Origin of the sequence: Nonlabens sp. MB-3u-79, assembly GCF_002831625.1 — a bacterium.
In the GTDB taxonomy this organism is placed as follows: Bacteria; Bacteroidota; Bacteroidia; order Flavobacteriales; family Flavobacteriaceae; genus Nonlabens.
Genome location: NZ_CP025116.1, coordinates 1,634,211 through 1,657,525, shown reverse-complemented (window position 1 = coordinate 1,657,525; position 23,315 = coordinate 1,634,211). Strand labels below are relative to the sequence as shown.

Here is a 23,315-nt window from a genome sequence, read left to right as displayed (position 1 = left end):
TTTAGAATCTAAAGTGTGAAAATGCTTTATTCGCTTCAGCCATCTTGTGCGTATCCACCTTTTTCTTAACAGCAGCACCTTCTTCCTTAGCCGCAGCAAGAATTTCAGAAGCTAATCGTACAGAAAATGATTTTTCATTACGCTTACGAGAATAACTGATCAACCACTTCATAGCAGTAGATATTTTTCTATCCGGTCTAATTTGCATTGGAATTTGAAAAGTAGCTCCACCAACACGGCGAGAACGTACTTCTACGTGTGGCATAACGTTAGATAACGCATCTTTCCACACTTCTAGAGAAGTCTTTTCTTCATCTTGATTTTTCTCTTCTACGATATCCATTGCATCATAGAAAAGTTTGAATGCTGTAGACTTCTTTCCGTGTAACATCATCATGTTAACGAAACGTGTCACTAGCTGGTCTTTAAAGCGTGGATCCGGTAGGATAGGACGCTTCTTGGCCTGTCTTTTTCTCATTTCTTCTTGTTGAAATTGTTAATTAAAAAAATAGGAACAGAGTATGCTCCAATTCTTTAAAATTTAGTTTACTTCTTAGGGCGTTTTGCACCGTATTTAGATCTACGTTGTGTACGGTCTGCTACACCTGCGGTGTCCAGTGCTCCACGCACAATGTGATATCTAACTCCCGGCAAATCCTTTACCCTTCCACCTCTAACCAATACTATCGAGTGCTCTTGTAGATTGTGTCCTTCTCCTGGAATGTATGCGTTTACTTCCTTACCGTTGGTAAGTCTAACACGAGCAACCTTTCTCATTGCCGAGTTAGGCTTCTTTGGTGTTGTGGTGTAAACACGAGTACATACTCCACGACGTTGAGGACATGAATCTAAAGCAGCCGATTTACTCTTCTTGGTTATTTTGGCTCTTCCTTTACGTACTAATTGTGAAATCGTTGGCATATTGTTTTACGCTAATAAATTAATCCTTTTTTAAGGGTCGGCAAAGGTATGAATAAAATTGACTTATTCAAACCTCAGTTTCAAATATTTGTATATCTTTTTATTAAAGCACAAGAATAGAACAATATCACACGTTAATTCATAGGTTTAAGCCTTAATAACAAAACTACATTGAAACATACTTACGTCCTTATTATATATATTCTATTTTTAAATATAGGAAATGGTCAAAACCATCAACTCCAACTCGCTTTTAAAAAAACAGAACTTAGTCCCGCAGACTCCCTTGTTCAACTCCCTTTAAAAGAAATGAATAGCAACCAACAGACCGACAGCATCAGAACTTCCTTGTTGAAAAAGGGCTACTTGAATCTTCTTATTAATAAGCGACAAAAGATCAATGACAGCTTACAACAATTAGAGATAGTACTCAACAGAAGGTATTCCCATGTTCAAATTAAAGAAGATACCGATCTTAGGTTAGAGGTCCTGAAAGTGATCTCGCTTTCGCGAAAGCGTAACTTCATTCCTATAAATGAGATTGAAAATTATTTATATGACCTAAACAATAGCATCCAACAAGAAGGCTTCCCTTTTACCACAACCCAACTAACCCATTTTAAATTCAACAATAGCGATACTATAGAAGCTGCACTTACAGTTTCTCAAAGAAAAAAAAGGTATTTAAACCGCATAACGATAAAAGGATATGACAAATTTCCAACCAACACGCTCCAAAACTTTACCAAAAGAAGAAACACCTATAACGATAAAACCATTGGGCGACTAGAAAAAAGTCTTGAAGACATGCCCTTTGTAAAAAAAACAAAGGACACAGAGGTGTTATTCAAACAGGACAGCACCAACGTTTTTATTTACCTGGAAAAAATAAAAACAAATAGTGCTGATGGTTTAATAGGTTTTAATAATTCTAATAATGGAAAACTGGAACTGAACGGATATGTTCACCTCAAACTACAAAACAATCTGGATCGCGCAGAAACCTTTCTTCTAGAATACAGAAACGACAATGGCGACCAGACGCAATTCACGACCAGTATAGACCTTCCTTATGTATGGGATACCCCTCTAGGGATATCTTCTATGCTGGAAATACAAAGGCGAGACAGCACCTACCAAAGAACATCAGTAAGAGCAGGACTGTTTTACAAACCCAATTGGAACAGTACTATAGGAATCAACTACATCAACAGCACCTCTACGGCAATAGGTCAAGATGCCAGTTTAGAAGATTTTTCTAAAAACGGAATAGAGCTAATAACAGAAATTAAAAAGCAGACATCAGACCTTTTAATGCCAGAAAACCTCTGGTTAACTACCCGTATAGGGTTCAATGAAAGAAGCATTGAAAACAATTCTGAAAATCAATTGAATTTTCACGCAACCTTTTTAAAGTTGTGGCATCTAGGTTATAGAAGTAAGTTTTTAGGCAGATTGACGAGCACCTACTTAAACTCTAATAATATCCAGTTCAATGAGCTTTATCAATTCGGCGGTTTGGGAAGTATTAGAGGGTTTAACCAAAACAGCATAGATAGCTCTTTCTATACCACGCTCGCAACTGAGTATAGATACCGTTTAAACGATCAAATATACCTACACAGTATTCTAGATATAGGAGTTTTTGAGAATTTTAATAGTAAAAAGCTTGATAAATTATACGGTTTTGGTGGTGGGATTGCAATTTTAACACAGGCTGGGGTTTTAAATTTAAGCATCGCAAACGGCCGTTTTGAAGATGCTAAAGTGGACTTATCCAGCACAGTAGCTCACATTAACCTAAAAATAAACTTCTAGAATGTTAGCTGAATGTTAAGTCTATTTAAATAAATAGTATAAATAGATTCCATAAAAGTTGTTTTATTAACTTCTTTTTTTGATTTTTGGCATTGGCTAATTCAAATAAATCTAAACATGAAAACAAAATTAAATGGAATTTTAACGCTTTTACTAGCGTTAGTTGTGCAAGTAGCTTTTGCCCAGCAAACCGTTACCGGGAAGGTAACTGATACAGAAGGTGGTCTCTTTGGAGCTGTCGTCTCTGTAAAAGGAGGAACCGCTAATACCACAACCGACTTTGATGGAAATTACTCAATCCAAGCTAATTCAGAGGACACGTTAGTATTTACTTATTCCGGTTATGATCAAGTCATGGTCCTAGTAGGTGACCAAACCGTAATAAACACGCTAATGAAAACATCATTGGATGCTGTTGTTGTAGTAGGTTTCCGAGATGCAGTAAAAGAGAGAATCAATGTAGCAGCTAGTGTAGTAACTAGTGAAACCATTGAGAACAGACCAAACGCTTCTTTTGTACAGACTCTTTCTGGACAAGTAGCAGGTTTGAACATTTTTACTAACTCTGGACAACCAGGAGCAAATTCTACAGTAAACCTTCGTGGTGTGGGATCTATCAATGGTAATACAGAGCCTTTATTCTTAATCGATGGTATACCAGTAGATGAGGATAACTTCAGAAGTTTAAACCCACAAGATATAGCAAGTGTTGTAGTTCTTAAAGATGCTGCAGGTACTTCTATATATGGTAACAGAGGAGCAAATGGTGTAATTGTTATTGAAACTAGAAAAGGTAAGTACGAACAACCTTTAAAAGTGAATGCAACTTCTATACAGTCATTTACTAACCTGATGGGTAATGATTACAACTACATGGATTCTCAGCAACTACTTACGTTAGAACGTGATAGAGGTGTCGGTTTTGGTGCAAATGGATTTGACGGTAGTGGAACTCCACTTACAGATGCTCAAATCGCTGGTGCTCCTAATACAGACTGGAAAGATGTATTCTTTAGAACTGGAGTAAGCACAAACAATACAGTGACCTTATCTTCTGGTGGAAAAAATAGTACGCAGTTTACTTCACTTGGTTATTTCGATCAAGAAGGTGTATTAGTACAATCCAAATTGAAGAGATTTAACATTAGAACTAATATCAACGGTAGATCTGAAAACAAGAGATTTACTTACGGTCTTAATTTAAATGCTAACTACTCTGTGAATAATGAGCCTAACTCAATTGGATCAGGTGCTATTAACCGTAACTATGTATTAGGGGCGTTTATCTCTGTACCTTATTTACAACCAACTGATTACACAAATGCAACAGAATTGGTAGCAGCAACTCCTACACTAGAATCTATTTTTAGATCTACTCCTCTTATTCTTTTAGACAGATTAAATTCTTACCAAAGAGATGAAGAAGAAGTTAAAGTATTAGGTAGTGCAAACTTTGGATACAAAATAACAGATGATCTTACGCTGAGAAACGTAAGTGGTTTTGATTATCAAAACATAGTCCTAACAAGATCCCAAGGTTCTGATAGTTGGAACTCTTTGTTTTTTCAAAACAGTTTCAACGCAGGACAAGCTGGTTTTGCTTTTCAACAGACTAGCAGACAATTTTCATTCAACTCTGTAACTAGTCTTGCATATAACAAAACATTTAATGAAAAGCACACTTTAGATGTAGGTCTTTATACAGAATACTTTAAGGCTCATTTTAGAGGATTTGGATTTAGAGCTAACGGACTTAACCCAACACTATTTTCTCCTGGAGATGGCGCTGGATTTATCGGTGATAATGGTGGAAGCGATGTGTTTGTAGACAACATTAATGCAACAGTTCTTAATTCAGGTTTATTCTCTTACTTTGGATCATTAGATTATGATTACGACAGTAAATATGGATTTAGTGCAACTTTGAGAAGAGATGCTTCTTCAAGATTTTCATCAACTAACAGATGGGGTACTTTTTACTCCATAGCTGGTAGATGGAACGTAAGTAATGAAGACTTCTGGGGAGACAACAATCCTTTTGACACCTTGAAAATAAGAGCTTCTTACGGTACTGTAGGAAATCAAAATGTAAACGGTGGTGGATACTTCACTGGACTTACATTGACAGAAGATCTATATGGTTCTGTAGGAGGTTATGGAGGTGTTCAAGGACTTGCGCCTACTGTATTTGGTATTAGTGACTTAAAATGGGAGACGACTCGTCAGACTAACTTAGGTATTGATTTTGAAGCTGTAGACAGAAGATTAAGAGGTAATATCGATCTTTACTATAAGGACACAGAAGACTTATTTCAAGCAAGAAATATTTCTGGTGCAGTTGGTACAGGTGGTTATTCACTTTTTGGTAACTTTGGAACAATGACTAATAAAGGTATAGATATAGACCTTAGATATAAAATTTTTCAACCTAAAAACCAAGGAGATTTTGGTCTAGAATTAGGTGTTGTAGGAAACTTTAATGAAAATGTAATTAGAGACTTACCAACAGAAGACGGACAAAGTATCGGTGTAGGTAGAGAAGGTGGTAGATTAGGAGAGTATTTTTCAGTTCCTTATGCAGGTGTAAACCCAGCAAACGGTGAATTACTTCATTATGACATCAATGGAAACCTAACTGAAAACCCTAATGATGATACGGACAGAAGATGGTTAAACAAAAATCTCACTCCTGAATTTCAAGGTGGTATTACTTTGAATGCTGACTACAAAAACTTCTTCCTTACAACTCAATGGAATTACGCAACTGGTATAGATCGTTTTGACTTTAACCTTGCTGATGTTGTTGATATTACAAGTGTAAGACAGTTTAATGTATCTGCAGACTTATTAGATGCATGGACTCCAACAAACAGAGTAACTGCTATCCCATCACTAGATGCGACTAACGTGTTAGCGTTAAACAACAGTAACCGATGGTTGAGAGAAGCTGACTACTTAAGATTACGTTTCGTAAGCTTTGGTTACGCATTTGACAAATCAGTGGTAGAAAAGTTCCATTTAACTAATTTGAGACTTTTTGTAAATGCAGAAAACTTAGTTACTTTCTCTAAGTGGAGAGGATTTGATGCTGCTGTATTAAGCAATGGATCACGTACATATCCAACACCGAGAATCATATCTGTAGGAGTAGAAATAGGAATTTAAAAAAAACAAGCAATGAAAATATATAAAAATTTAATATTAGGTGCCTTAGCGGTATTTGCAGTGAGCTGCGAAGATGCTATTGACATTGAACAAGTAGGTTTGTTAGGTGCTGATAATGCACTACAAACAACTAACGACCTACAGGATGCGTTATCTGCTGCATACAACAGACTAGATACGACACCAGAAATACACTTTAATGCGGTATTTACTGATGAAATTCGTATTGCATATTCTAATGGAGGTCAAGGACAATCTTTGTACCGTCAGCAGTTTAATTCTGGTGCAGCTGGACCAAGTGCTTTATGGACAAGAAATTATCAAGGTATTACAAGAGCTACAAGAATTATTGAAGCTGCTGCCGATATTGATAGTGATGATCAAGCTGCTGAAGATCGTATAGTAGGTCAAGCACATGCGATACGTGCGTTTTTACACTTACAACTTCTTCAGTACTACAGCACTGACTTAACAGACCCTACTACTTTAGGTGTACCTGTTATTGATTTTGTTGCAAATACTGGTCTTGCTCCACTACGTAACACTACTGGGGAAACTTTTACAGCAATATTTACTGACTTGGACGCTGCTAATGGGTTAATTGATACTCAAAGTAGTTCTACATTCTTTAGTAAGGATAGTGTAAATGCTTTAAAAGCAAGAGCTTATGCTTATTCAGGTGATTATGGTAATGCAGTAACTTACGCAAATAGTTTACTAACCTCTTACCCATTAGGAACACCTGCTCAGTATGATGCTATGATCGCTGACACTGGTAACACAGAAGTAATCATGAAGTTAGAAAGAACTATTAATGATTCTTATGACGGTCAAGGTGCTACAGGAAGTTCTTCTGCTGGTGGATGGAACGGTGCTAGTTTTGCCTTTTCTGGTCCTGACCTGAATGGTGGTCCATATTATGAAATGGCTACTAACTTATGGTTTGCATATGACGCAGCTGATTTAAGAAGAGACAACAATGGAATTGAATTTTCAAATGTTGCTGAAGCTGGTAGAGATGTATTTATTGTAAATAAGTATAGAGGTTCAGAAGGTCAACCATTAATGAACGATCAAAAAATATTACGTTCTTCAGAAATGTTATTGATTCTTGCAGAGGCTCGTGCTAATGCTGGTGACGCTCCTGGCGTTGCAGGATTAATTGATGATTTGAGAGATTCAAGGTTTGGAGCTGATCAAGCTACTCCTGCATATGCTAATATAACAGAAGCTTGGGGTGCAATTGTTGACGAAAGAAGACTAGAATTTGCTTTTGAAGGAAGAAGATATGTCGATCTTAGAAGACTAGGTTCTCTAGGTAATAGAGGTATTGATAGAGCTAACATGGATTGTGCTCCTTTTGCAGCTTGTGATCTTGCTTTATCAGACTTTAGATTCAACTGGCCTATTCCATTATCTGAATTCAACGGTAATCCTGGTTTGAGAGCACAACAAAACCCTGGTTATTAATCTAAAAAAAATGAAAATGAAAAACTATATAAAATTTATCGCAATATGCTTAACAGCATTCATAATTTCTTGTGAATCTGAAGAGCCTATCTTTGACAATGTCAATGGACAAACGGCACTACAGTTTACTCAAGCTGCTTATAGTACATCGATACCTGTAGAAGGTTTAACTTTATCCATTCCAGTTTTAAGTACGACTGTATCTGGTGAAGCAAGGTCTTTTAACGTAACAGTAAATGACGCAACTAATCCTGCTGAATTTACAGTTGGTTCTTTATCTATTCCTGCAGACTCTTATGAAGGAGTGCTTTCAGTAGCTTTTGACTACGCTGCAATTACAGGAAATGATGGAGATCTTAAAACCGCAACTTTTACAATCGAAACGTCTGGAGGAACAACTGCTGCTTTCAAAGGATCAACAACTGTAGATTACTTTAGAGAAATTGTTTGTAATGATACTACGTTTACCATCAACACTGATTTTTATGCTGGTGAAACTGGTTTTAGTATTACAGACGATGCTACAGGAAATGTGGTTTATACCATGCCTGCTCTAGGTAACGGTGTACAAACTATCACAGCTGACATTTTCTTAGCTGATGGTTGTTATACAGCTACAATAACTGACTCTTATGGAGATGGTCAACTAGACGGAACTGTTACTGGAAACTACACAATAACTTGTTCTATTATTACATTTGCTTCAGGTGGAGGTGCTTTTGGAGCTTCTCAAAGCAGATCTTTCTGTGTGAATCAATAATTATTGATCCACAATAAAATTTTAAAAACCCAAGCTTAGGCTTGGGTTTTTTTTTGCACTAAACTCAAATAATAACTACTACATTTGCAGCATGGAAAAGACTACATACATTTACGGGATCAGAGCAATCATAGAAGCAATCGAAAGCGATAAAGAGATTTCTAAAATCTACCTTCTTAAAGAAGCTGACGGGGTTTTAATGCACCAACTTCAAAACACTGCACGTAAAAATAACATAGCCGTTTCTTATGTGCCTAGTGAAAAACTAGACCATATTGCTAAAGGAGGTAATCACCAAGGAGCTGCGGCAAGCATATCTCCTGTGGACTTTCATGATCTGGAAAGCATTCTTGAAAAGACCGATCTAGAAACTAAACCACTTTTCTTATTGCTTGATGGAATAACTGATGTACGCAACTTCGGTGCTATTATACGTACTGCTGAGTGTACAGGTGTTAAAGCCATTATTGTATCAGAGAAAGGAAGTGCCCCTGTAAATGCCGCCACTATCAAAACCAGTGCTGGTGCCGTGTTTAACATGCCTATTTGTAAAGTAAACCACATCAAAGACGCTATTTTTCTTTTACAAGCCTATGGTATACAAACCGCTGGAGCTAGTGAAAAAGCAACCCAGTTATTGTACGATATTGATTTGAACATACCCCTTGGTATTGTAATGGGTAGTGAAGACCGAGGTATCAATCCTTCTACATTGAAAACGCTCGACCACATAGTGAAACTGCCTATGCAAGGTGACATCGCCTCTCTTAATGTATCTGTGGCTTGTGGAGCTATGCTTTATGAAGTAGTGAGACAGAAGTTATAGCGTTACTACTCTTCTTCATCAATGGATTCCACAAAGTTACCGTTCTCGTCAAAATGAAGCATGAAGGGATCTTCCTCTTCTTTGTAGTGCTCCAGTTCCCATACGTACTTTCTCTTTTCAGGAAGCTTGTTACGTGTTACTATAGCGAGAAACAAGCCTGCTATGGCACCGCTTAAATGACCCTCCCAAGAAACACCTTCTTTAATGGGCAATACATACCATATCAAACTACCATAAAAAAAAGCCACTAAAAAGCTTAAAGAAAGTAATTTATAATGACCCGTAAACACGCCTTTAAAAAATAAAAAGGCCGTTAACATATACACGACACCACTTGCTCCTATATGGTAAGAAGGTCTTCCTAAAAGCCACGTAAGAACACCAGTTAGCACTATTCCACCCACCAATACATAGAAACTCACTCTTCTGTAAAAAAAGCTAAGAGCGGTGATAAGAATAAGACATGGTAAAGAATTGCTCCATAAATGTTTCAATCCAGAATGGATAAAAGGACTAAAAACGACCCCTTGTAAACCTGACAATCGGTGTGGACGGATTCCATTGTCTGTAAACCTAAAGTGAAATTTCACTTCTAACCAATAAACCAGCCACATAACAAATACAAAGAACACCGCCGGTAAAACGGTGAACCCATCAAATTTAAAATATTCTGAATCTTTCATTAGAAGGTACCTATCAATTAAGAAGCCAATACAAATAAACGAAATCTTGTCATGACATCATTACAAATGATGGGATCTTAAATTGTACGTAAGACGAAGAACCTTTAATTTAGCCTTATGCAAAACACACCACTCGCAGAACGAATCCGACCGAACAATCTCAACCAGTACTTGAGCCAGCAACATCTTGTAGGTGACAAGGGTGCCTTGAGACAACATATCCTTAATGGCACCACTCCATCCTTGATCTTGTGGGGCCCTCCAGGAACTGGAAAAACAACTCTTGCTAATATTATTGCCCAAGAGAGCAAACGCCCTTTCTACTCCCTTAGTGCAATCAACAGCGGTGTAAAGGACATACGTGAGGTAATAGAGAAATCAAAGAACTCTGGAGGCTTATTTACAGCAAAGAATCCAATTTTGTTTATTGATGAGATCCATAGGTTCAGCAAATCACAGCAAGATTCACTTTTGGGGGCCGTAGAGAAAGGCTGGGTCACCCTTATAGGAGCCACGACAGAGAATCCAAGTTTTGAAGTCATCCCGGCACTTTTATCTAGATGTCAGGTTTATGTATTAGACGCTTTCGCGAAAGCGGACTTAGAAAACTTACTCCGCAGGGCCATTGAAATTGATGAACTCTTATCTAAAAAAGATATTGACATCACAGAAACAGAAGCACTTATAAGAATTAGTGGTGGTGATGCACGCAAACTATTAAATGTTTTTGAGCTTGTCGTGAATTCTCAAACCACGGATAAAATATCCATCACGAACAAGCTGGTATTATCACAAGTACAAGCTAATCCTGCACGATATGATAAAACTGGTGAACAACATTATGACATCATCAGTGCTTTTATCAAATCCATACGAGGCAGCGACCCTAATGCCAGTGTTTACTGGCTTGCAAGAATGATTGAGGGAGGCGAAGATCTAAAGTTCATAGCTCGTAGAATGTTGATACTGGCCTCTGAAGATATAGGAAATGCAAATCCTACCGCTCTTATCATGGCCAACAATACCTTCCAGGCGGTTTCTACCATAGGTTACCCAGAATCACGAATTATTTTAAGCCAGTGCGCCGTTTATCTCGCCACTTCCTTAAAAAGTAACGCTAGCTATATGGCTATAGGGAACGCTCAACGGCTCGTAAAAGAAACCGGAGACCTGTCGGTGCCATTAGGGCTAAGAAACGCCCCTAAAAAGCTTATGAAGGAATTGGGGTATGGAGAAGAGTACAAATATGCACACGACCATCCTGGGAATTTTGCCCACTACGACTTTTTACCTGCTGAGATCAGTAAAACAAAAATCTACGAGCCTGGGAATAATCCTAGAGAAAATGCACAAAAGGAGTTTTTACAAAAACGCTGGAAAGACCATTACGATTATGACAATAATGGGTAGATATCCCTGAGGTGACGAACAACTACTTCATGTTCTGGAACGACCTCATCTTTTAGTTGAAACCAGATCGTTGCTAGCCCTATATTTTGAGCACCTTTGATATCGGCCTCATAGCTGTCTCCTATCATCAAACTATTGGCTACTTCTGCATTAGCCATTTGTAAAGCTTTGTGAAAAATTTCTGGTGCTGGTTTCTTCACTCCCGCAGCTTCAGCAGTTAATACCACGTCAAAATACTTATCTAAACCGGAGTTCTTGATTTTATTTTGCTGGACACCATTAAATCCATTAGTGATCAAATGAAGTCGGTAATTGTCTTGAAGTTGATCTAAGAGCTCAATACACCCGTCAAAAAGGTGATTATAATTAGGAAGGTACTCCATGTATAAATCTGCAAAGAGATGGATCTTCTCGTCTTCTACAGCATAATCACAAGCATCAAAAGCAGTTTTTAACCTTTGGAAGCGCAAGTTTTCCTTAGAAATCTTATTCTCTCTAAACATGCGCCAAAACTGCAAGTTCAAGGGTTCATATATTTCAATGAATCTGTCCAACTCTAAAGTGAGTTGATGCTCTTCAAATATCTGTTTATAGGCCAACTTACTATTCAGATCAAAATCCCAGAGTGTGTGATCTAAATCAAAAAAAATGTGTTCTATATTATTAAACTTCTTTGTCATATATATATTCTAAAATGGTAGTCGCATGACTTTTTAAACCTTGCTCAAATTGTGCATAATCATACATGACTATAAAATGGCCTGATACCTCTTCTACTCTTCTTTTCAATTGTTGTACTATTTGTTTCTGACCATTAAGCATATTGCCAGAAATACTTTTGTAATGCAAGGCATAGGAATAGATAAGCAACGGAGTTTGCACCTCGTAATCGAGGTCATAAAAATAAAATGGATGACTGGTGCTTGCTCTAAAACCAGGCATGGTTTCATAACCCATGCTGTAATCTTCTAGTTTTTCTAAATCTACCAGTCGTTTGTAATGTCCTGGAGTGGAAATCTTAGAATAAGCTGCCATAGTTTTACTCAATGGCCTGTTTGATATTTTCTCAAACTTCTTTCCTTGTGCCTTTACTTCATTATCATCACAAAAAAAAGAATACCTCAAACCTATATCTACATAATCCCCTATTTGTTTGATAGCTTCCCTATATCTTCTGGACCTATGACTTATCCCGTTATCGGTACGGTTATATCTTCCTAAATGAAAGAAAAAGATCATATTCTCTGTAGCACTGGGTATTTTTCTTCCGTGTTTCCATCTATTTCTCATGGAATCAATCAATTGCTGGTAATTGTTAAATGGGTCTATTTTAAAACCTAAAAGAACCAAGATCTGTTTGAATAGATAGCGTATTTTAAATCGTTTGATATGACCATAAAACAAGATAGCGTTATCCATCACACCGCGACCTTTATACTTAAAGAAAGAAGACACCTCAATAGTTACAATTGTTTTAAGCTGTAATTCTCGCTTGATGGTAGTATCAAAACTCCTGTTTAGAAGAATGAGTAATTTTCTAATCCATAGATCTACTAAGGGCATTAAAATAAAGCCTCCTTTAACGGCCGTACTTTCTTTGGCACTATACCTTCCTAAGTCGTCTTTTACCTGCGGCAAATACTCTTCGTACCTCGTGATTAAATAAAACGCAGCCGAAAAAACATCAAAGGGTATATCACTGCGCTCTGGAGCCTTGAAAAAGATAGGAAGCTCATCCCATTGATGAAATTCAATTTCATGATCATCTATACCATTTTCATCTAGAAGACCATGGGACCAGATAAATAATTCTTCTCCTAATGGCTTAGGCCCGTAACTGAATTTTACACCAGAATGACTTACAAATTTACTCACCTCTGAGGTAAATTTAAAATCTTGTAACATCAAACGACGAAAGACGTGTTTAAAAATATACTCTTTCCTAGGAGTGATGTTAGCACAGTAAATTAAAATCATAATAGCTGTCCTTCATCTGCAAAACTATAAAAGCTCTGTTGTGTTATAATTAAATGGTCGAGTACTTTGATATCGAGTAATTTACCTGCTTCTATTAATTTATGAGTAAGTGATTTATCTTGAACACTAGGTTGTAAAGTTCCACTAGGATGATTGTGTGCAAGCACCATAGCAACTGCTCCGGCTTCTATTGCCTTTTTAAATACCAGCCGTGTATCTACCAGGGTACCGGTTATTCCACCTATACTGATATTTTTTTTCTCTAAGACTTTGTGGGCGTTATCCAGTAGCATGACCCAAAACTCTTCGTGAGGCAATTCTCCTATAATGGGTTGCATAATTCTAAAAGCATCTTTACTGGATTTAATCTTAGGGAGTCCTGCTGGCATTTCCATGGCACGACGTTTACCTAATTCCATTGCTGCGGCAATGCTAATGGCTTTTGCCTCTCCTATCCCCTTGTATTTCATGAGTTCTTTCAGGCTTTTTTTTCCTAGGATATCTAGTGAATTTTGAGAGTCGTTCATCATCATACGACTTAATTCTACCGCACTCATTTTACGGGTGCCGCTGCCTATCAATATCGCAATCAATTCTGCTTCAGAAAGTGAGGAACTACCTTTGTGCAAAAGCTTCTCTCTTGGTCTATCGTTAAGTGACCAATCTTTAATAGAAAAATGGGATTTTTCTTCTTCCATGCCGAAAGATAAAACTTATACCTATGAAACTCTAAACTAGTGCCATAATTTTGTCAAGTCTCACCTTACAAATACAGGCTCGTTTTCTTTAACTGTTTCTTGTTCTGAAAATTTGTAATCGTCCATAGCAAAGGCTTTAATTCCTTCTAGAGAATCGATCTTATTCTCAATTAAATACCTGGCCATCGTACCACGTGCTTTTTTAGCATAGAAAGAGATCACTTTAAGCTTATCATTTTTGTAATCTTTAAAAACCGGGGTGATTAGGATTCCCTCCTGGTTCTTTTTATCTACTGCTTTAAAGTATTCGTTACTGGCTAAATTGACCAATAACTCCTCTTTTTTTATCTCCTTATTCAAGGCTGGTGTAATCTTATCTTTCCAATATTCATACAGATTTTTATTACTTTCAATAGGTAAAGATGTTCCCATTTCTAGTCGGTAAGGCTGTAACAAATCCAGGGGCCTTAAATAACCATACATCCCAGAAAGTATACGTATACTGTCTTGAGCATGATCTAAAATAGCTGTTGGTAAACTATACGCGTCTAAACCTGTGTATACATCTCCTGCAAAAGCATAGATCGCAGGTCGTGCATTTTCTTTGGTAAAGACTTCTTGAAAATTCTTGTAACGCTGGTAATTTAAATCAGCTAGCTTGTCTGAAATATGCATCAACTCCCCTACTTCCTTTTTGCTCATACGCTCTAGCTTTGCATTTATTTGCGATGCATCTTCTGCAAATAAAGGTTGTGTTGCTCTAGAGGTGGGCAATTTAGTTTCGTAATCCAATGATTTTGCAGGAGAAAGTAAGATTTTCATAGACTGTATTTTGATTAGTAAAAATACTATTGAAAATCTAATGTTGCTCTCAAAATCTAATTAAGTTCTTTATATCACTATGAACTTTCTCGATCTTAACAAGTACCGATATGCCCACTAGCGGCAACAGCATAAGGAAATAGCACTAATAAAACTGGGAGGGAAATGCTTGGTATTTCACTTTCGCCTCGAGCTACCTCATGATCTACTTACATATCTTTAGAATTAGTAGCATAAACACGCCACTTATCGATACATTCAACCATATCCTGAGGCACATCGCTGGTAAAACTCATCCATTCTTTAGTATGGGGATGCTCAAAACCTAAAGTTCTAGCGTGCAAGGCCTGACGCGGCAGTACTTTAAAGCAATTATCTACAAATTGCTTGTATTTAGTAAAGTTAGTTCCTTTAAGAATTCTATCGCCACCATAACGCTCGTCATTAAAAAGCGTGTGACCTATATATTTCATGTGCACTCTTATCTGGTGTGTGCGACCCGTCTCCAAGCGGCAACTGATTACCGTCACATAACCGAAATCTTCCTCTACTTTATAATGAGTCACAGCAGGCTTCCCTTTATCTGCATCGTCATTTACCCATACGGTGTTTTGAAGACGGTTTTTAGGATGACGTCCTATATTGCCTTCTACGGTTCCAGAAGGCTCTGTAAAGTTACCCCATGCAATGGCGATATACTCTCGCTCACTAGTTTTGGCAGCAAATTGAGCAGACAGATAGGCCATTGCCTCTTCTGTTTTAGCAACAACGAGCAAACCACTGGTATCTTTATCGATCCTGTGTACCAATCCTGGGCGGTTGCTGGAATTGTTAGGAAGGTTTTCAAAATGATGAATAAGAGCATTGATCAAGGTTCCCGAATAATTCCCGTGTCCAGGATGCACCACCATTCCTGCCGGTTTATTGACCACTACTAAATAGTCATCTTCATAAACTATATTCAAGGGTATATCTTCTGCCACCAAAAGAGATTCATGTGGTGGATGGTCAAAGGACACTCTAATATCGTCGTGAGGTTTTACTTTATAGTTCGATTTTACAATATCGCCATTAACAGTAACGGCGCCTTCTTTAATACCTTGTTGAATTTTGGAACGTGTAGCGTTCTCTATAAAATTCATTAAGTATTTATCAACACGCAATGGGTCTTGTCCACTACCTGCTACAAAGTGATAATGCTCGTGTTTTTGTTGATCGTCAAGATCTTCGTGGTCCAACTCTTTATTCATTGTTTGTAGGTTGCTCAATTGCTGATGGGTTATTACCGTCTGCTAAGACTAAATCTATGGTAGATGTTTTACTCAATTGTGATCCTGGCTCCAAGGTTGCTCCTTTATAACGCATTTCTAAAACGGTGTTTTCGGCAATATTAGGCTTATAAGTGATCTGTCCTATTTTAAATCCTAATGCTTCCAAAGTAGGAATCGCTTGTCTTCTGGTTTTATAAATCAAATTAGGCACGGTTACTTTTCCATAACCTGATGCGTTTAATTTAATATAGATTTGTCTGTTTTCTTTTACAAATTTACCTGCTAATGGATCTTGTTCAATCACTGTTCTAGGCTTAAAAGCAGGGTTATAGCTCGCACTATCAATGATTTTACGACGTAAATCCAACACTTCTAACTGTTCATCTACTTCTGTTAACGAAAGTTTTTCTAGATTAGGGACTTCTATTTTCTGGTCGTGGTTAGTGTACCAATCCAGCCAAAATAAATAAGTAAAACATAGCACTACGGTTACCACAGCAGCTATAACTACTTGAATCCAAAAGGTTTTAGTAAAAATGAATCTGAAAAAATTCATAGAATTTTAATGTTTTTAAAGGTTAAAAAACGAATGAATTTTTTTAAACCGTTAATATATTGAACAAAGATAAGGATAGAATAGGTTCTTAGAACGACATCTTTTTTAACTTTGTTGTTTACGCTCAAGCGAAAAATCAGCTTATGAAGAACATTGCGGTATTAATGGGGGGTTATTCCCACGAATGGGAGATATCCATGAAAAGTGGCGCTGTCATTGCACAGAACCTCGATTCTGACTTGTATAATATTTATTCTGTTGCTATTTTAAAAGAGGGTTGGTACTATAAAGATGCTACTGGAGAGCGGTATGAGATTAATAAAAATGACTTTAGTTTATCGATAGATGGTGAAAAAGTCACTTTTGACTGCTGTTACAACACTATTCATGGAACGCCAGGAGAAGATGGTATCATACAGGCGATGCTAGAACTTTTACATATTCCACAAACATCTTGCGATTATTATCAAAGTGCGATCACTTTTAATAAAAGAGATTGTATCGCCATATTAAAGCCTTGGAACATTACCACTGGTAGACATATGTACCTCAATCAAGGAGACAGTATTGATGCAGAAATAATTGCTAGAAACATTGGTTTGCCTTGTTTTGTAAAGGCAAATCGCAGTGGCAGTAGTTTTGGTGTTTCTAAAGTATATAAAGTTAAAGATATGGATGCAGCGCTAGAAAATGCTTTTTCTGTTGATAATGAAATTATTATAGAGTCGTTTCTCGATGGCGTAGAAGTGTCTGTAGGTGCTTATCAAATTGATAATGAAATAAAAGTACTTTTACCTACGGAGATAGTAAGTGAAAATGACTTCTTTGATTATGAAGCAAAATATCAAGGTAAATCTCAAGAGATAACGCCAGCACGCATAAGTGAGGACCATACAAATGCAGTTCAAGATATCACAAGACGTATTTATCAAGTTTTAAAATTAAAAGGTCTTGCCAGAGCCGACTTTATCTTTCACAATAATATTCCTCATTTTATTGAGGTAAACACTAATCCAGGAATGAGTGAAGAAAGCATCATACCACAACAAATTAAAGCTTCAGGAGCTACAATGAAAAATGTATTCACTCAAATTATTGAAAACACTATCAAACATCACAACTCATGAAAAGAGCCGTTTTTCCCGGAAGTTTTGACCCCATCACTTTAGGTCACTACGATATTATAGAAAGAGGGTTGGGACTCTTTGATGAAGTTATAATAGCTATAGGTATTAATGCCGATAAAAAATATATGTTTTCACTAGAAGATCGCAAACGTTTTATAGAAGAAGCTTTTGGTAAGGATCAAAAAATCAAAGTGATGACCTATTCTGGTCTGACCATTGATTTTTGCAAAGAACAAAATGCTGCGTTTATACTCAGGGGATTGCGCAATCCAGCCGACTTTGAATTTGAAAAGGCTATCGCACATACCAACAGAAAACTGTCTGAAATTGAAACCGTATTTTTACTCACCAGTTCTGGAAAAAGTTATATCTCTTCTTCTATCGTTAGAGATGTGATAAGAAATAATGGTGATTACACCAGTTTAGTGCCTGATACGGTAAGGATATAGCTTTCTTGATGGTGGATATTGGTGATTAGCTATTAGCTATTAGCAAAAAACGAATTTCTATTTACTATTAAAATACGCCTTCATTACTCCAAGCGTTAAAAAGCTAAACTGTTTGGAACTTATCTCATTTATATGGATGGGACTTTTAATAGTCCACGGATAACGTCTTGAAAGCTGAGAGCTGAAAAATACCTCAATTGATTAAGAAACCCGTTGGGTTTTGCCTGAGGAGAACCTTTGAAATTATTGATGAGCTGCTGAGATGGACTCTAAGGTCTTCATGGGAGAAACGGAAAGAATTTAAAAGTGTGTATACATCACTTTTTTTATTAGATAAGTTCCTTATTATTCCATGAGAGACAAGAAGGTTTATTAAAACGCAAGCCTCTCACACTTTAAAAGAGCTATTTATAAATAAAGTACAGAAATATAAAAATATAAAATGAGCAAATTTTTCACACTATTAGTTACTGTCTTTCTATTATTCTCTTGTGGAACGGATAGTAAAAAACAAGCTGTTCAAGCTGCTAAAAAACATCCTACGCCTTTTGAAAATGGCAATGGAAACCAAACGGCTACCTATGAAGAAGTTATTGCTTTTTATAAAAATTTAGCTGCAGACTTTGCTAGTATTCAATTAGAAGAGATAGGACTGACTGATAGTGGTAAGCCTTTGCATCTTATCAGCTTTTCAAAGAAATCCATTGACTGGGGCAGCGCTAACGAGGACAAAATTAAAATTTTGATCAATAATGGAATTCACCCTGGTGAAAGTGACGGTATCGATGCGAGCATGATGCTCTTAAGAGATCTTGCGACCGGAAAAGTAAATGCTCCTGATAATTTGATTTTTAGCGCTATTGCCGTTTATAATGTGGGTGGCTCTTTAAATCGAAATACATCTACTCGTACCAATCAAAACGGTCCTGAATCCTACGGCTTTAGAGGTAATGCACGCAATTACGACTTGAATAGAGACTTTATAAAGGCAGACTCTCGCAATGCATTAGCTTTTTATAAAATATATCATAAAATCAATCCAGATATTTTTATTGATAATCATGTGAGCAATGGAGCCGATTATCAATACACGTTGACGCATCTATTCACACAACACGACAAGTTGGGAAATGCGGCAGGGAATTACCTTCACTCCAAGTTACAACCAGAATTAGAAACACGACTTGCAGCAAGAAATTTACCAATTACACCCTATGTGAATGTCTTTAATTCTTCACCTGAGAAAGGTTTTTCTCAATTTATGGATTACCCAAGATACTCTACCGGTTATACCAGTTTGTGGAATACACTAGGGATGATGGTAGAAACGCACATGTTGAAACCTTATAAAGACCGCGTATTGGGTACTCAAGCAATCATGGAAGAAATGATAGGTATAGGTTCTGAGAACGTTGCAGAAATCAAAAAAGCTCGTGCCGATTCTTTTAAAACTTATAAAACTTCTTCTTCCTATACGTTGAACTATACAGTCGACAGTTCTAAAGCCGATACATTGGATTTTTTAGGTTATGAAGCGGTAGTCGGTATAAATGATTTGACAGGAAACGACTTGATGACTTATGATCGCAATCAACCTTTTACTAAAAAAACAGCCTATCAAAATTACTTCAAAGCAACCGATAGTGTCTCTATTCCAGACTATTATGTAGTACCTCAAAGTCAATGGAAAATCATTGAATTGATGCGACACAATCACATAAAAATGGAATTCTTACCAAAAGACACCACTTTAAATGTTACTAAATACCGAATTGCTAACTATAGAACTGCTTCAAGTGCGTATGAAGGACATTATCCACACTCTAATGTACAAGTGGAAGAGGAAGTTGTAGCATTACGCTTTCGCGAAAGCGACATGATCATCCCCACCCGTCAACCTGGTATGAGATATATCATGGAAACGCTGGAGCCAGCAGGACAAGACTCTTTTTTCAAATGGAACTATTTTGACACCATACTTCAACAGAAGGAAGGTTTTTCCAGTTATGTCTTTGAATCTACTGCTCAAAAAATTCTAAGTGAGAATACAGATTTAAAAAAAGAGTTTGACTCCTTAAAAACAGCAAACAAAGCCTTTAAAGAAAGTAATTACCAGCAACTGGACTGGATCCATAAACGCAGTCCTAACTATGAGAAATCGCATTTAACTTACCCTATTTATAAATGGAACAAAAAATGAATAAAATCCTATTAATTATTAGTTGCATCACATTATTATCTTGTAATGACAAGAAAAATACTCCTGAAGCAACCCCAATCACAGATATAAAAGTTGAAGGCGCCATTTCTTATGAGCTGTTAGAAAAAGACCTGGAATGCAACGGGAAGAGCTATCAGTATTCCATCCCTAATTTCAATTCAAAAACTGCTGCCGATAAGGTTCTAAACAATGCGATTACTGGCCTGATAACAAGAGACTTTATTGATGTTACTTATGTCCAAGGAACACCATTAAAAAACCTTTTTGACATCTTTACTAACAGAAGAGAGCGTGTTTTATGTAGGGACCAAAAAAATGAAGGCCTTTTAGATTTAAATACCGTTTTTGTTTCTGATGTAGAAAAATTTACCAGCTATGAATTGAAATATACCCGAGGCAATGAAAAAGGAAGGCTCTTAAGGACATTCTTAAAACCAGAGTTAAAAGAAATTCATTTAAGCGATCTTATTCCAGAAAATAAAAAAGGGGATATAAAAATTATTTTTGACGCCAACTTACAACAAGCAGTGGCAAACCTTATAAACGAGATTCCTGGGGGAGACCTACAAAATAAATTTATAGAACATGTACGCAACACTGCATTTCAATTTGATCCCAAAGATTTTGAAAATAGCGGTCTTGCTTTTCAGTTTAACAGTGAAATTTCTAAAAATTTAAGACTGTCTAAAAAAGTGGAATTACCTAAAGAATTTGACTTTTTAAACGATACAGTGATCGTGGAAATAGATGCCTATCAGTTAACTCATTATTTAGATCTATCGCGCATCATCAACTAACATGTCGTCTGGAAAAAGTTCTCTAATGTTAGCATAGGAATCCTTCAAAGCCAGAATTGCCATCTCTTTATTGATCCATACCGCCTTGTCGATCCCTTCTTTTTTTTGTGGTTTCAACTTTTTATGAAAGTCCGTTTCCATGATAAACCAGTGTGTCAACTTTAATTTAAGTTTTCCTTTTCTAGTAAAAGTATGATAGGTATGTCCTAGATAATCGGTGATTTGAAGATCTCTAACTCCAGTTTCTTCTTCTACTTCTCGTATAGAAGTTTGTTCAATGGTCTCGCCTTCTTCTGCTTTTCCTTTAGGTAGGTCCCATTTTCCATTGCGATGTATAAAGAGAAAGTCATTATCCTGATTCAAGACCAACCCTCCACCCGCTATAACTACGGGCAGTAGCTTATGAAGTCTTTTTAAAAGCTTGGATTCATTTTTAGAATATAAAACCACATTAGCGATTTCTTTATTTTCGATTTGTTGAACAAGTTCATTAAAATTTACCTTTTTAATATTAAAGGTATTATGGTCTTTGAAAGCGCTTTTATCAGAGGTAACGATTATAGCGACCTCTTTCACAAAAACTTTATACATTTGCCCCATGGTTAGAGATAAGAATATAGCAATAAAAACTGCTGAGTTATTGTTGCAAATTAAAGCAATAAAATTGCAACCACAAGAACCTTTTACATGGGCAAGTGGATGGAAATCTCCTATTTACTGTGATAATAGAGTAACACTCTCTTATCCAGTGGTTAGAAATTTCTTGAAAAAACAACTAGCAGAGCGCATTGAAGCGCTGTACGGCAAACCAGATGTAATCGCTGGAGTAGCTACTGGAGCAATAGGCATTGGAATGCTGGTTGCCGATTATATGAACCTGCCTTTTATTTATGTAAGGCCAGAGGCTAAAAAGCACGGCCGACAGAATCAGATAGAAGGACATCTAGAGAAAGGACAGAAAGTCGTAGTCGTTGAAGACCTTATCAGTACCGGTAAAAGCAGCCTCAATGCAGTAGAAGCACTTCAAGAAGCTGGAGCTGATGTAAAAGGAATGCTCGCACTATTCTCTTATGGCTTTGATTTTGCAGTAGAGAATTTTAAAAAGCATGACTTAGAGTTAACTACTTTAAGTGATTATGATCACCTTGTCGACCAAGCCACTCAAGCTGGGCACTTTAAAGGAGACGAAATAGAATTATTAAAAAGCTGGAGAAAAGATCCTAGCAACTGGAACGCTTAATTCAATACCATGAATCTAGAAAGTCGTGTAGCAAAAACACAAAAAAATCCTGAGGAATTATATAATTTTCTGATTCAGGTAGAAAATTTTAAAAACCTAATGCCAGAGGACACTAAGTTTGAACTTAAAGGGGAAGACAAGTTCCTTTTTGGGCTTAAAGGAATGCCCGAAATAGCGCTAGCTCTTACAGATAAAACTCCTCATTCACAAGTTGTATTAGGATCTACAAGCGATAAACTTGCTTTTACACTTACTTGCAACATCAGTGAAACTGAAAATGGATCTGAGGCACAATTATTATTTAATGGAGATTTTAATGCCATGATGGCCATGATGATTAAAGGACCTATCACTAAGTTTTTAGAACAACTAGCTAACGGATTAGAGAAGATCTAATACATCCATTCCAACTCTTTAACTTCAAAGGCGATTAGCTTATCATTAACTTGTAATAAAAGCTTCCCGTCTGGATCAGTTCCTTTAACAATCCCCTCAAAAATTCCTTTTGAAGATTTAAAGGAAGTTATTTGATTGTACTTAAAAAGATACTTATAATACTCTTGCGCGACTCCTAAAGGGTCGCGCAAATTGTTTTTCAGCAGATTTAAAAAATTAATAAGCAAGCTTTCTAAGTCGAACTCGCGGCCAGTTATATTCTTTAAAGAAATAGCCCTGGGTAAATTTTCGAAAGTTTCTTGATTTACATTAAGACCTATACCCACTACCGAATAGGTTATTTCTTTTCCAAAAAATATATTTTCAATAAGAATTCCGGCAAGTTTATGTTGAACTGACAGGATGTCGTTAGGCCATTTAATTTTTGCTTGAACTTGTAAATCCTTTTTTAACCATTGGACTATAGTGACAGAAAGGATTTGATTTATTAAAAAAGGTGTTAGATTTTGAGTTTTTTCAGTTAATAATATACTGAATGTCAGGTTTTTACCTTTCTCAGACACCCATGTCGCCCCTCGCTGTCCTTTACCTCTGGTCTGTTCCATAGTATAGATGGTTGTTAGGTGCGGCAGCTCGCTTTCGCGCATGCGAGATTTCAACTCATCATTAGTAGATGTAGTGGCATGTAATTTGACTATGTTCAAAATG

At 36.8% G+C, this 23,315-nt stretch carries 23 protein-coding genes; 12 read left to right on the top strand and 11 right to left on the bottom strand.

Going from position 1 to position 23,315, the window contains the following annotated elements; genetic code table 11:
- Position 1: 1 nt before the first annotated feature.
- Positions 2-478 carry a 30S ribosomal protein S7 gene (gene rpsG / locus CW736_RS07330; protein WP_101013338.1) on the bottom strand — a complete coding sequence of 159 codons (477 nt, stop codon included), beginning with the start codon at positions 476-478 and terminating at the stop codon, positions 2-4.
- A gap of 68 nt (positions 479-546) precedes the next feature.
- Positions 547-921, bottom strand: a complete 375-nt coding sequence (gene rpsL / locus CW736_RS07325) for a 30S ribosomal protein S12 (protein ID WP_015361172.1) — start codon at positions 919-921, stop codon at positions 547-549.
- Positions 922-1,092: 171 nt separating this feature from the next.
- Here rpsL and CW736_RS07320 point away from each other — a divergent pair, with 171 nt between their 5' ends.
- The 5 genes from CW736_RS07320 (at position 1,093) to rlmB (ending at position 8,960) form a co-directional block, all read left to right on the top strand.
- On the top strand, positions 1,093-2,739 hold the full coding sequence (locus tag CW736_RS07320; RefSeq protein ID WP_101013337.1) for a BamA/TamA family outer membrane protein: 1,647 nt from the start codon (positions 1,093-1,095) through the stop codon (positions 2,737-2,739).
- Between the two features lie 117 nt (positions 2,740-2,856).
- Positions 2,857-5,904: a SusC/RagA family TonB-linked outer membrane protein gene (locus tag CW736_RS07315; protein ID WP_101013336.1), complete on the top strand. Its 3,048-nt coding sequence runs from the start codon at positions 2,857-2,859 to the stop codon at positions 5,902-5,904.
- Positions 5,905-5,916: 12 nt separating this feature from the next.
- Positions 5,917-7,374: a RagB/SusD family nutrient uptake outer membrane protein gene (locus CW736_RS07310; protein WP_101013335.1), complete on the top strand. Its 1,458-nt coding sequence runs from the start codon at positions 5,917-5,919 to the stop codon at positions 7,372-7,374.
- 16 nt (positions 7,375-7,390) lie between these two features.
- A complete protein-coding gene (locus CW736_RS07305; RefSeq protein WP_101013334.1) occupies positions 7,391-8,134 on the top strand; it encodes a hypothetical protein in 744 nt (247 codons plus the stop codon).
- A 91-nt stretch (positions 8,135-8,225) separates the two neighbouring features.
- Entirely contained in the window at positions 8,226-8,960 is a 735-nt protein-coding gene (gene rlmB / locus CW736_RS07300) for a 23S rRNA (guanosine(2251)-2'-O)-methyltransferase RlmB (protein ID WP_101013333.1), read from the top strand.
- A 5-nt stretch (positions 8,961-8,965) separates the two neighbouring features.
- Here the strand turns inward: rlmB and CW736_RS07295 are convergent, their stop codons facing one another.
- Complete coding sequence (locus CW736_RS07295) at positions 8,966-9,643, bottom strand: rhomboid family intramembrane serine protease (RefSeq protein WP_101013332.1); 678 nt, start codon at positions 9,641-9,643, stop codon at positions 8,966-8,968.
- A 117-nt stretch (positions 9,644-9,760) separates the two neighbouring features.
- On the opposite strand from CW736_RS07295, the gene CW736_RS07290 reads away from it, so the two are divergent.
- Positions 9,761-11,053, top strand: coding sequence for a replication-associated recombination protein A (locus CW736_RS07290; RefSeq protein WP_101013331.1), 1,293 nt, complete (start codon positions 9,761-9,763; stop codon positions 11,051-11,053).
- On the opposite strand, the gene CW736_RS07285 is transcribed toward CW736_RS07290, so the two are convergent.
- The 6 genes from CW736_RS07285 to CW736_RS07260 form a co-directional block, all read right to left on the bottom strand.
- A complete protein-coding gene (locus CW736_RS07285; RefSeq protein ID WP_101013330.1) occupies positions 11,035-11,733 on the bottom strand; it encodes a YjjG family noncanonical pyrimidine nucleotidase in 699 nt (232 codons plus the stop codon). The two genes, CW736_RS07290 and CW736_RS07285, sit on opposite strands and share 19 nt — an antisense overlap.
- Positions 11,717-13,030, bottom strand: coding sequence for a DUF7033 domain-containing protein (locus CW736_RS07280; protein WP_232735310.1), 1,314 nt, complete (start codon positions 13,028-13,030; stop codon positions 11,717-11,719). The genes CW736_RS07285 and CW736_RS07280 overlap by 17 nt, the downstream gene beginning before the upstream one ends.
- On the bottom strand, positions 13,027-13,728 hold the full coding sequence (radC, locus tag CW736_RS07275) for a RadC family protein (protein WP_101013329.1): 702 nt from the start codon (positions 13,726-13,728) through the stop codon (positions 13,027-13,029). The genes CW736_RS07280 and radC overlap by 4 nt, the downstream gene beginning before the upstream one ends.
- A gap of 60 nt (positions 13,729-13,788) precedes the next feature.
- Complete coding sequence (gene yaaA / locus CW736_RS07270) at positions 13,789-14,550, bottom strand: peroxide stress protein YaaA (RefSeq protein ID WP_101013328.1); 762 nt, start codon at positions 14,548-14,550, stop codon at positions 13,789-13,791.
- A gap of 209 nt (positions 14,551-14,759) precedes the next feature.
- Positions 14,760-15,800 carry an RluA family pseudouridine synthase gene (locus tag CW736_RS07265; protein ID WP_101013327.1) on the bottom strand — a complete coding sequence of 347 codons (1,041 nt, stop codon included), beginning with the start codon at positions 15,798-15,800 and terminating at the stop codon, positions 14,760-14,762.
- Positions 15,793-16,377, bottom strand: coding sequence for a PASTA domain-containing protein (locus CW736_RS07260; RefSeq protein WP_101013326.1), 585 nt, complete (start codon positions 16,375-16,377; stop codon positions 15,793-15,795). Before CW736_RS07260 ends, CW736_RS07265 begins: the two co-directional genes overlap by 8 nt.
- A 143-nt stretch (positions 16,378-16,520) precedes the next feature.
- On the opposite strand from CW736_RS07260, the gene CW736_RS07255 reads away from it, so the two are divergent.
- The 4 genes from CW736_RS07255 to CW736_RS07240 all read left to right on the top strand — a co-directional run bounded on the left by CW736_RS07255 (position 16,521) and on the right by CW736_RS07240 (position 20,971).
- Positions 16,521-17,504: a D-alanine--D-alanine ligase gene (locus CW736_RS07255; protein ID WP_101013325.1), complete on the top strand. Its 984-nt coding sequence runs from the start codon at positions 16,521-16,523 to the stop codon at positions 17,502-17,504.
- Complete coding sequence (coaD, locus tag CW736_RS07250) at positions 17,501-17,953, top strand: pantetheine-phosphate adenylyltransferase (RefSeq protein WP_101013324.1); 453 nt, start codon at positions 17,501-17,503, stop codon at positions 17,951-17,953. Before CW736_RS07255 ends, coaD begins: the two co-directional genes overlap by 4 nt.
- A 442-nt stretch (positions 17,954-18,395) precedes the next feature.
- The gene (locus CW736_RS07245) at positions 18,396-20,153 is read left to right on the top strand and encodes a M14 family metallopeptidase (protein ID WP_101013323.1); all 1,758 of its coding nucleotides are present in this window, start codon (positions 18,396-18,398) and stop codon (positions 20,151-20,153) included.
- Complete coding sequence (locus CW736_RS07240) at positions 20,150-20,971, top strand: hypothetical protein (RefSeq protein WP_157810899.1); 822 nt, start codon at positions 20,150-20,152, stop codon at positions 20,969-20,971. Before CW736_RS07245 ends, CW736_RS07240 begins: the two co-directional genes overlap by 4 nt.
- On the opposite strand, the gene CW736_RS07235 is transcribed toward CW736_RS07240, so the two are convergent.
- The gene (locus CW736_RS07235) at positions 20,951-21,562 is read right to left on the bottom strand and encodes an NUDIX hydrolase (protein WP_317044389.1); all 612 of its coding nucleotides are present in this window, start codon (positions 21,560-21,562) and stop codon (positions 20,951-20,953) included. The genes CW736_RS07240 and CW736_RS07235 overlap by 21 nt on opposite strands.
- Positions 21,563-21,569: 7 nt before the next feature.
- Between CW736_RS07235 and pyrE the strand changes: the two genes are divergently transcribed.
- Both pyrE and CW736_RS07225 read left to right on the top strand, forming a co-directional pair.
- Positions 21,570-22,211, top strand: a complete 642-nt coding sequence (gene pyrE / locus CW736_RS07230) for an orotate phosphoribosyltransferase (RefSeq protein WP_101013320.1) — start codon at positions 21,570-21,572, stop codon at positions 22,209-22,211.
- A 9-nt stretch (positions 22,212-22,220) separates the two neighbouring features.
- Entirely contained in the window at positions 22,221-22,607 is a 387-nt protein-coding gene (locus CW736_RS07225) for an orotate phosphoribosyltransferase (RefSeq protein ID WP_101013319.1), read from the top strand.
- Here CW736_RS07225 and CW736_RS07220 read toward each other — a convergent pair.
- A complete protein-coding gene (locus CW736_RS07220; protein ID WP_101013318.1) occupies positions 22,604-23,311 on the bottom strand; it encodes a biotin--[acetyl-CoA-carboxylase] ligase in 708 nt (235 codons plus the stop codon). The two genes, CW736_RS07225 and CW736_RS07220, sit on opposite strands and share 4 nt — an antisense overlap.
- Positions 23,312-23,315 lie beyond the last annotated feature (4 nt).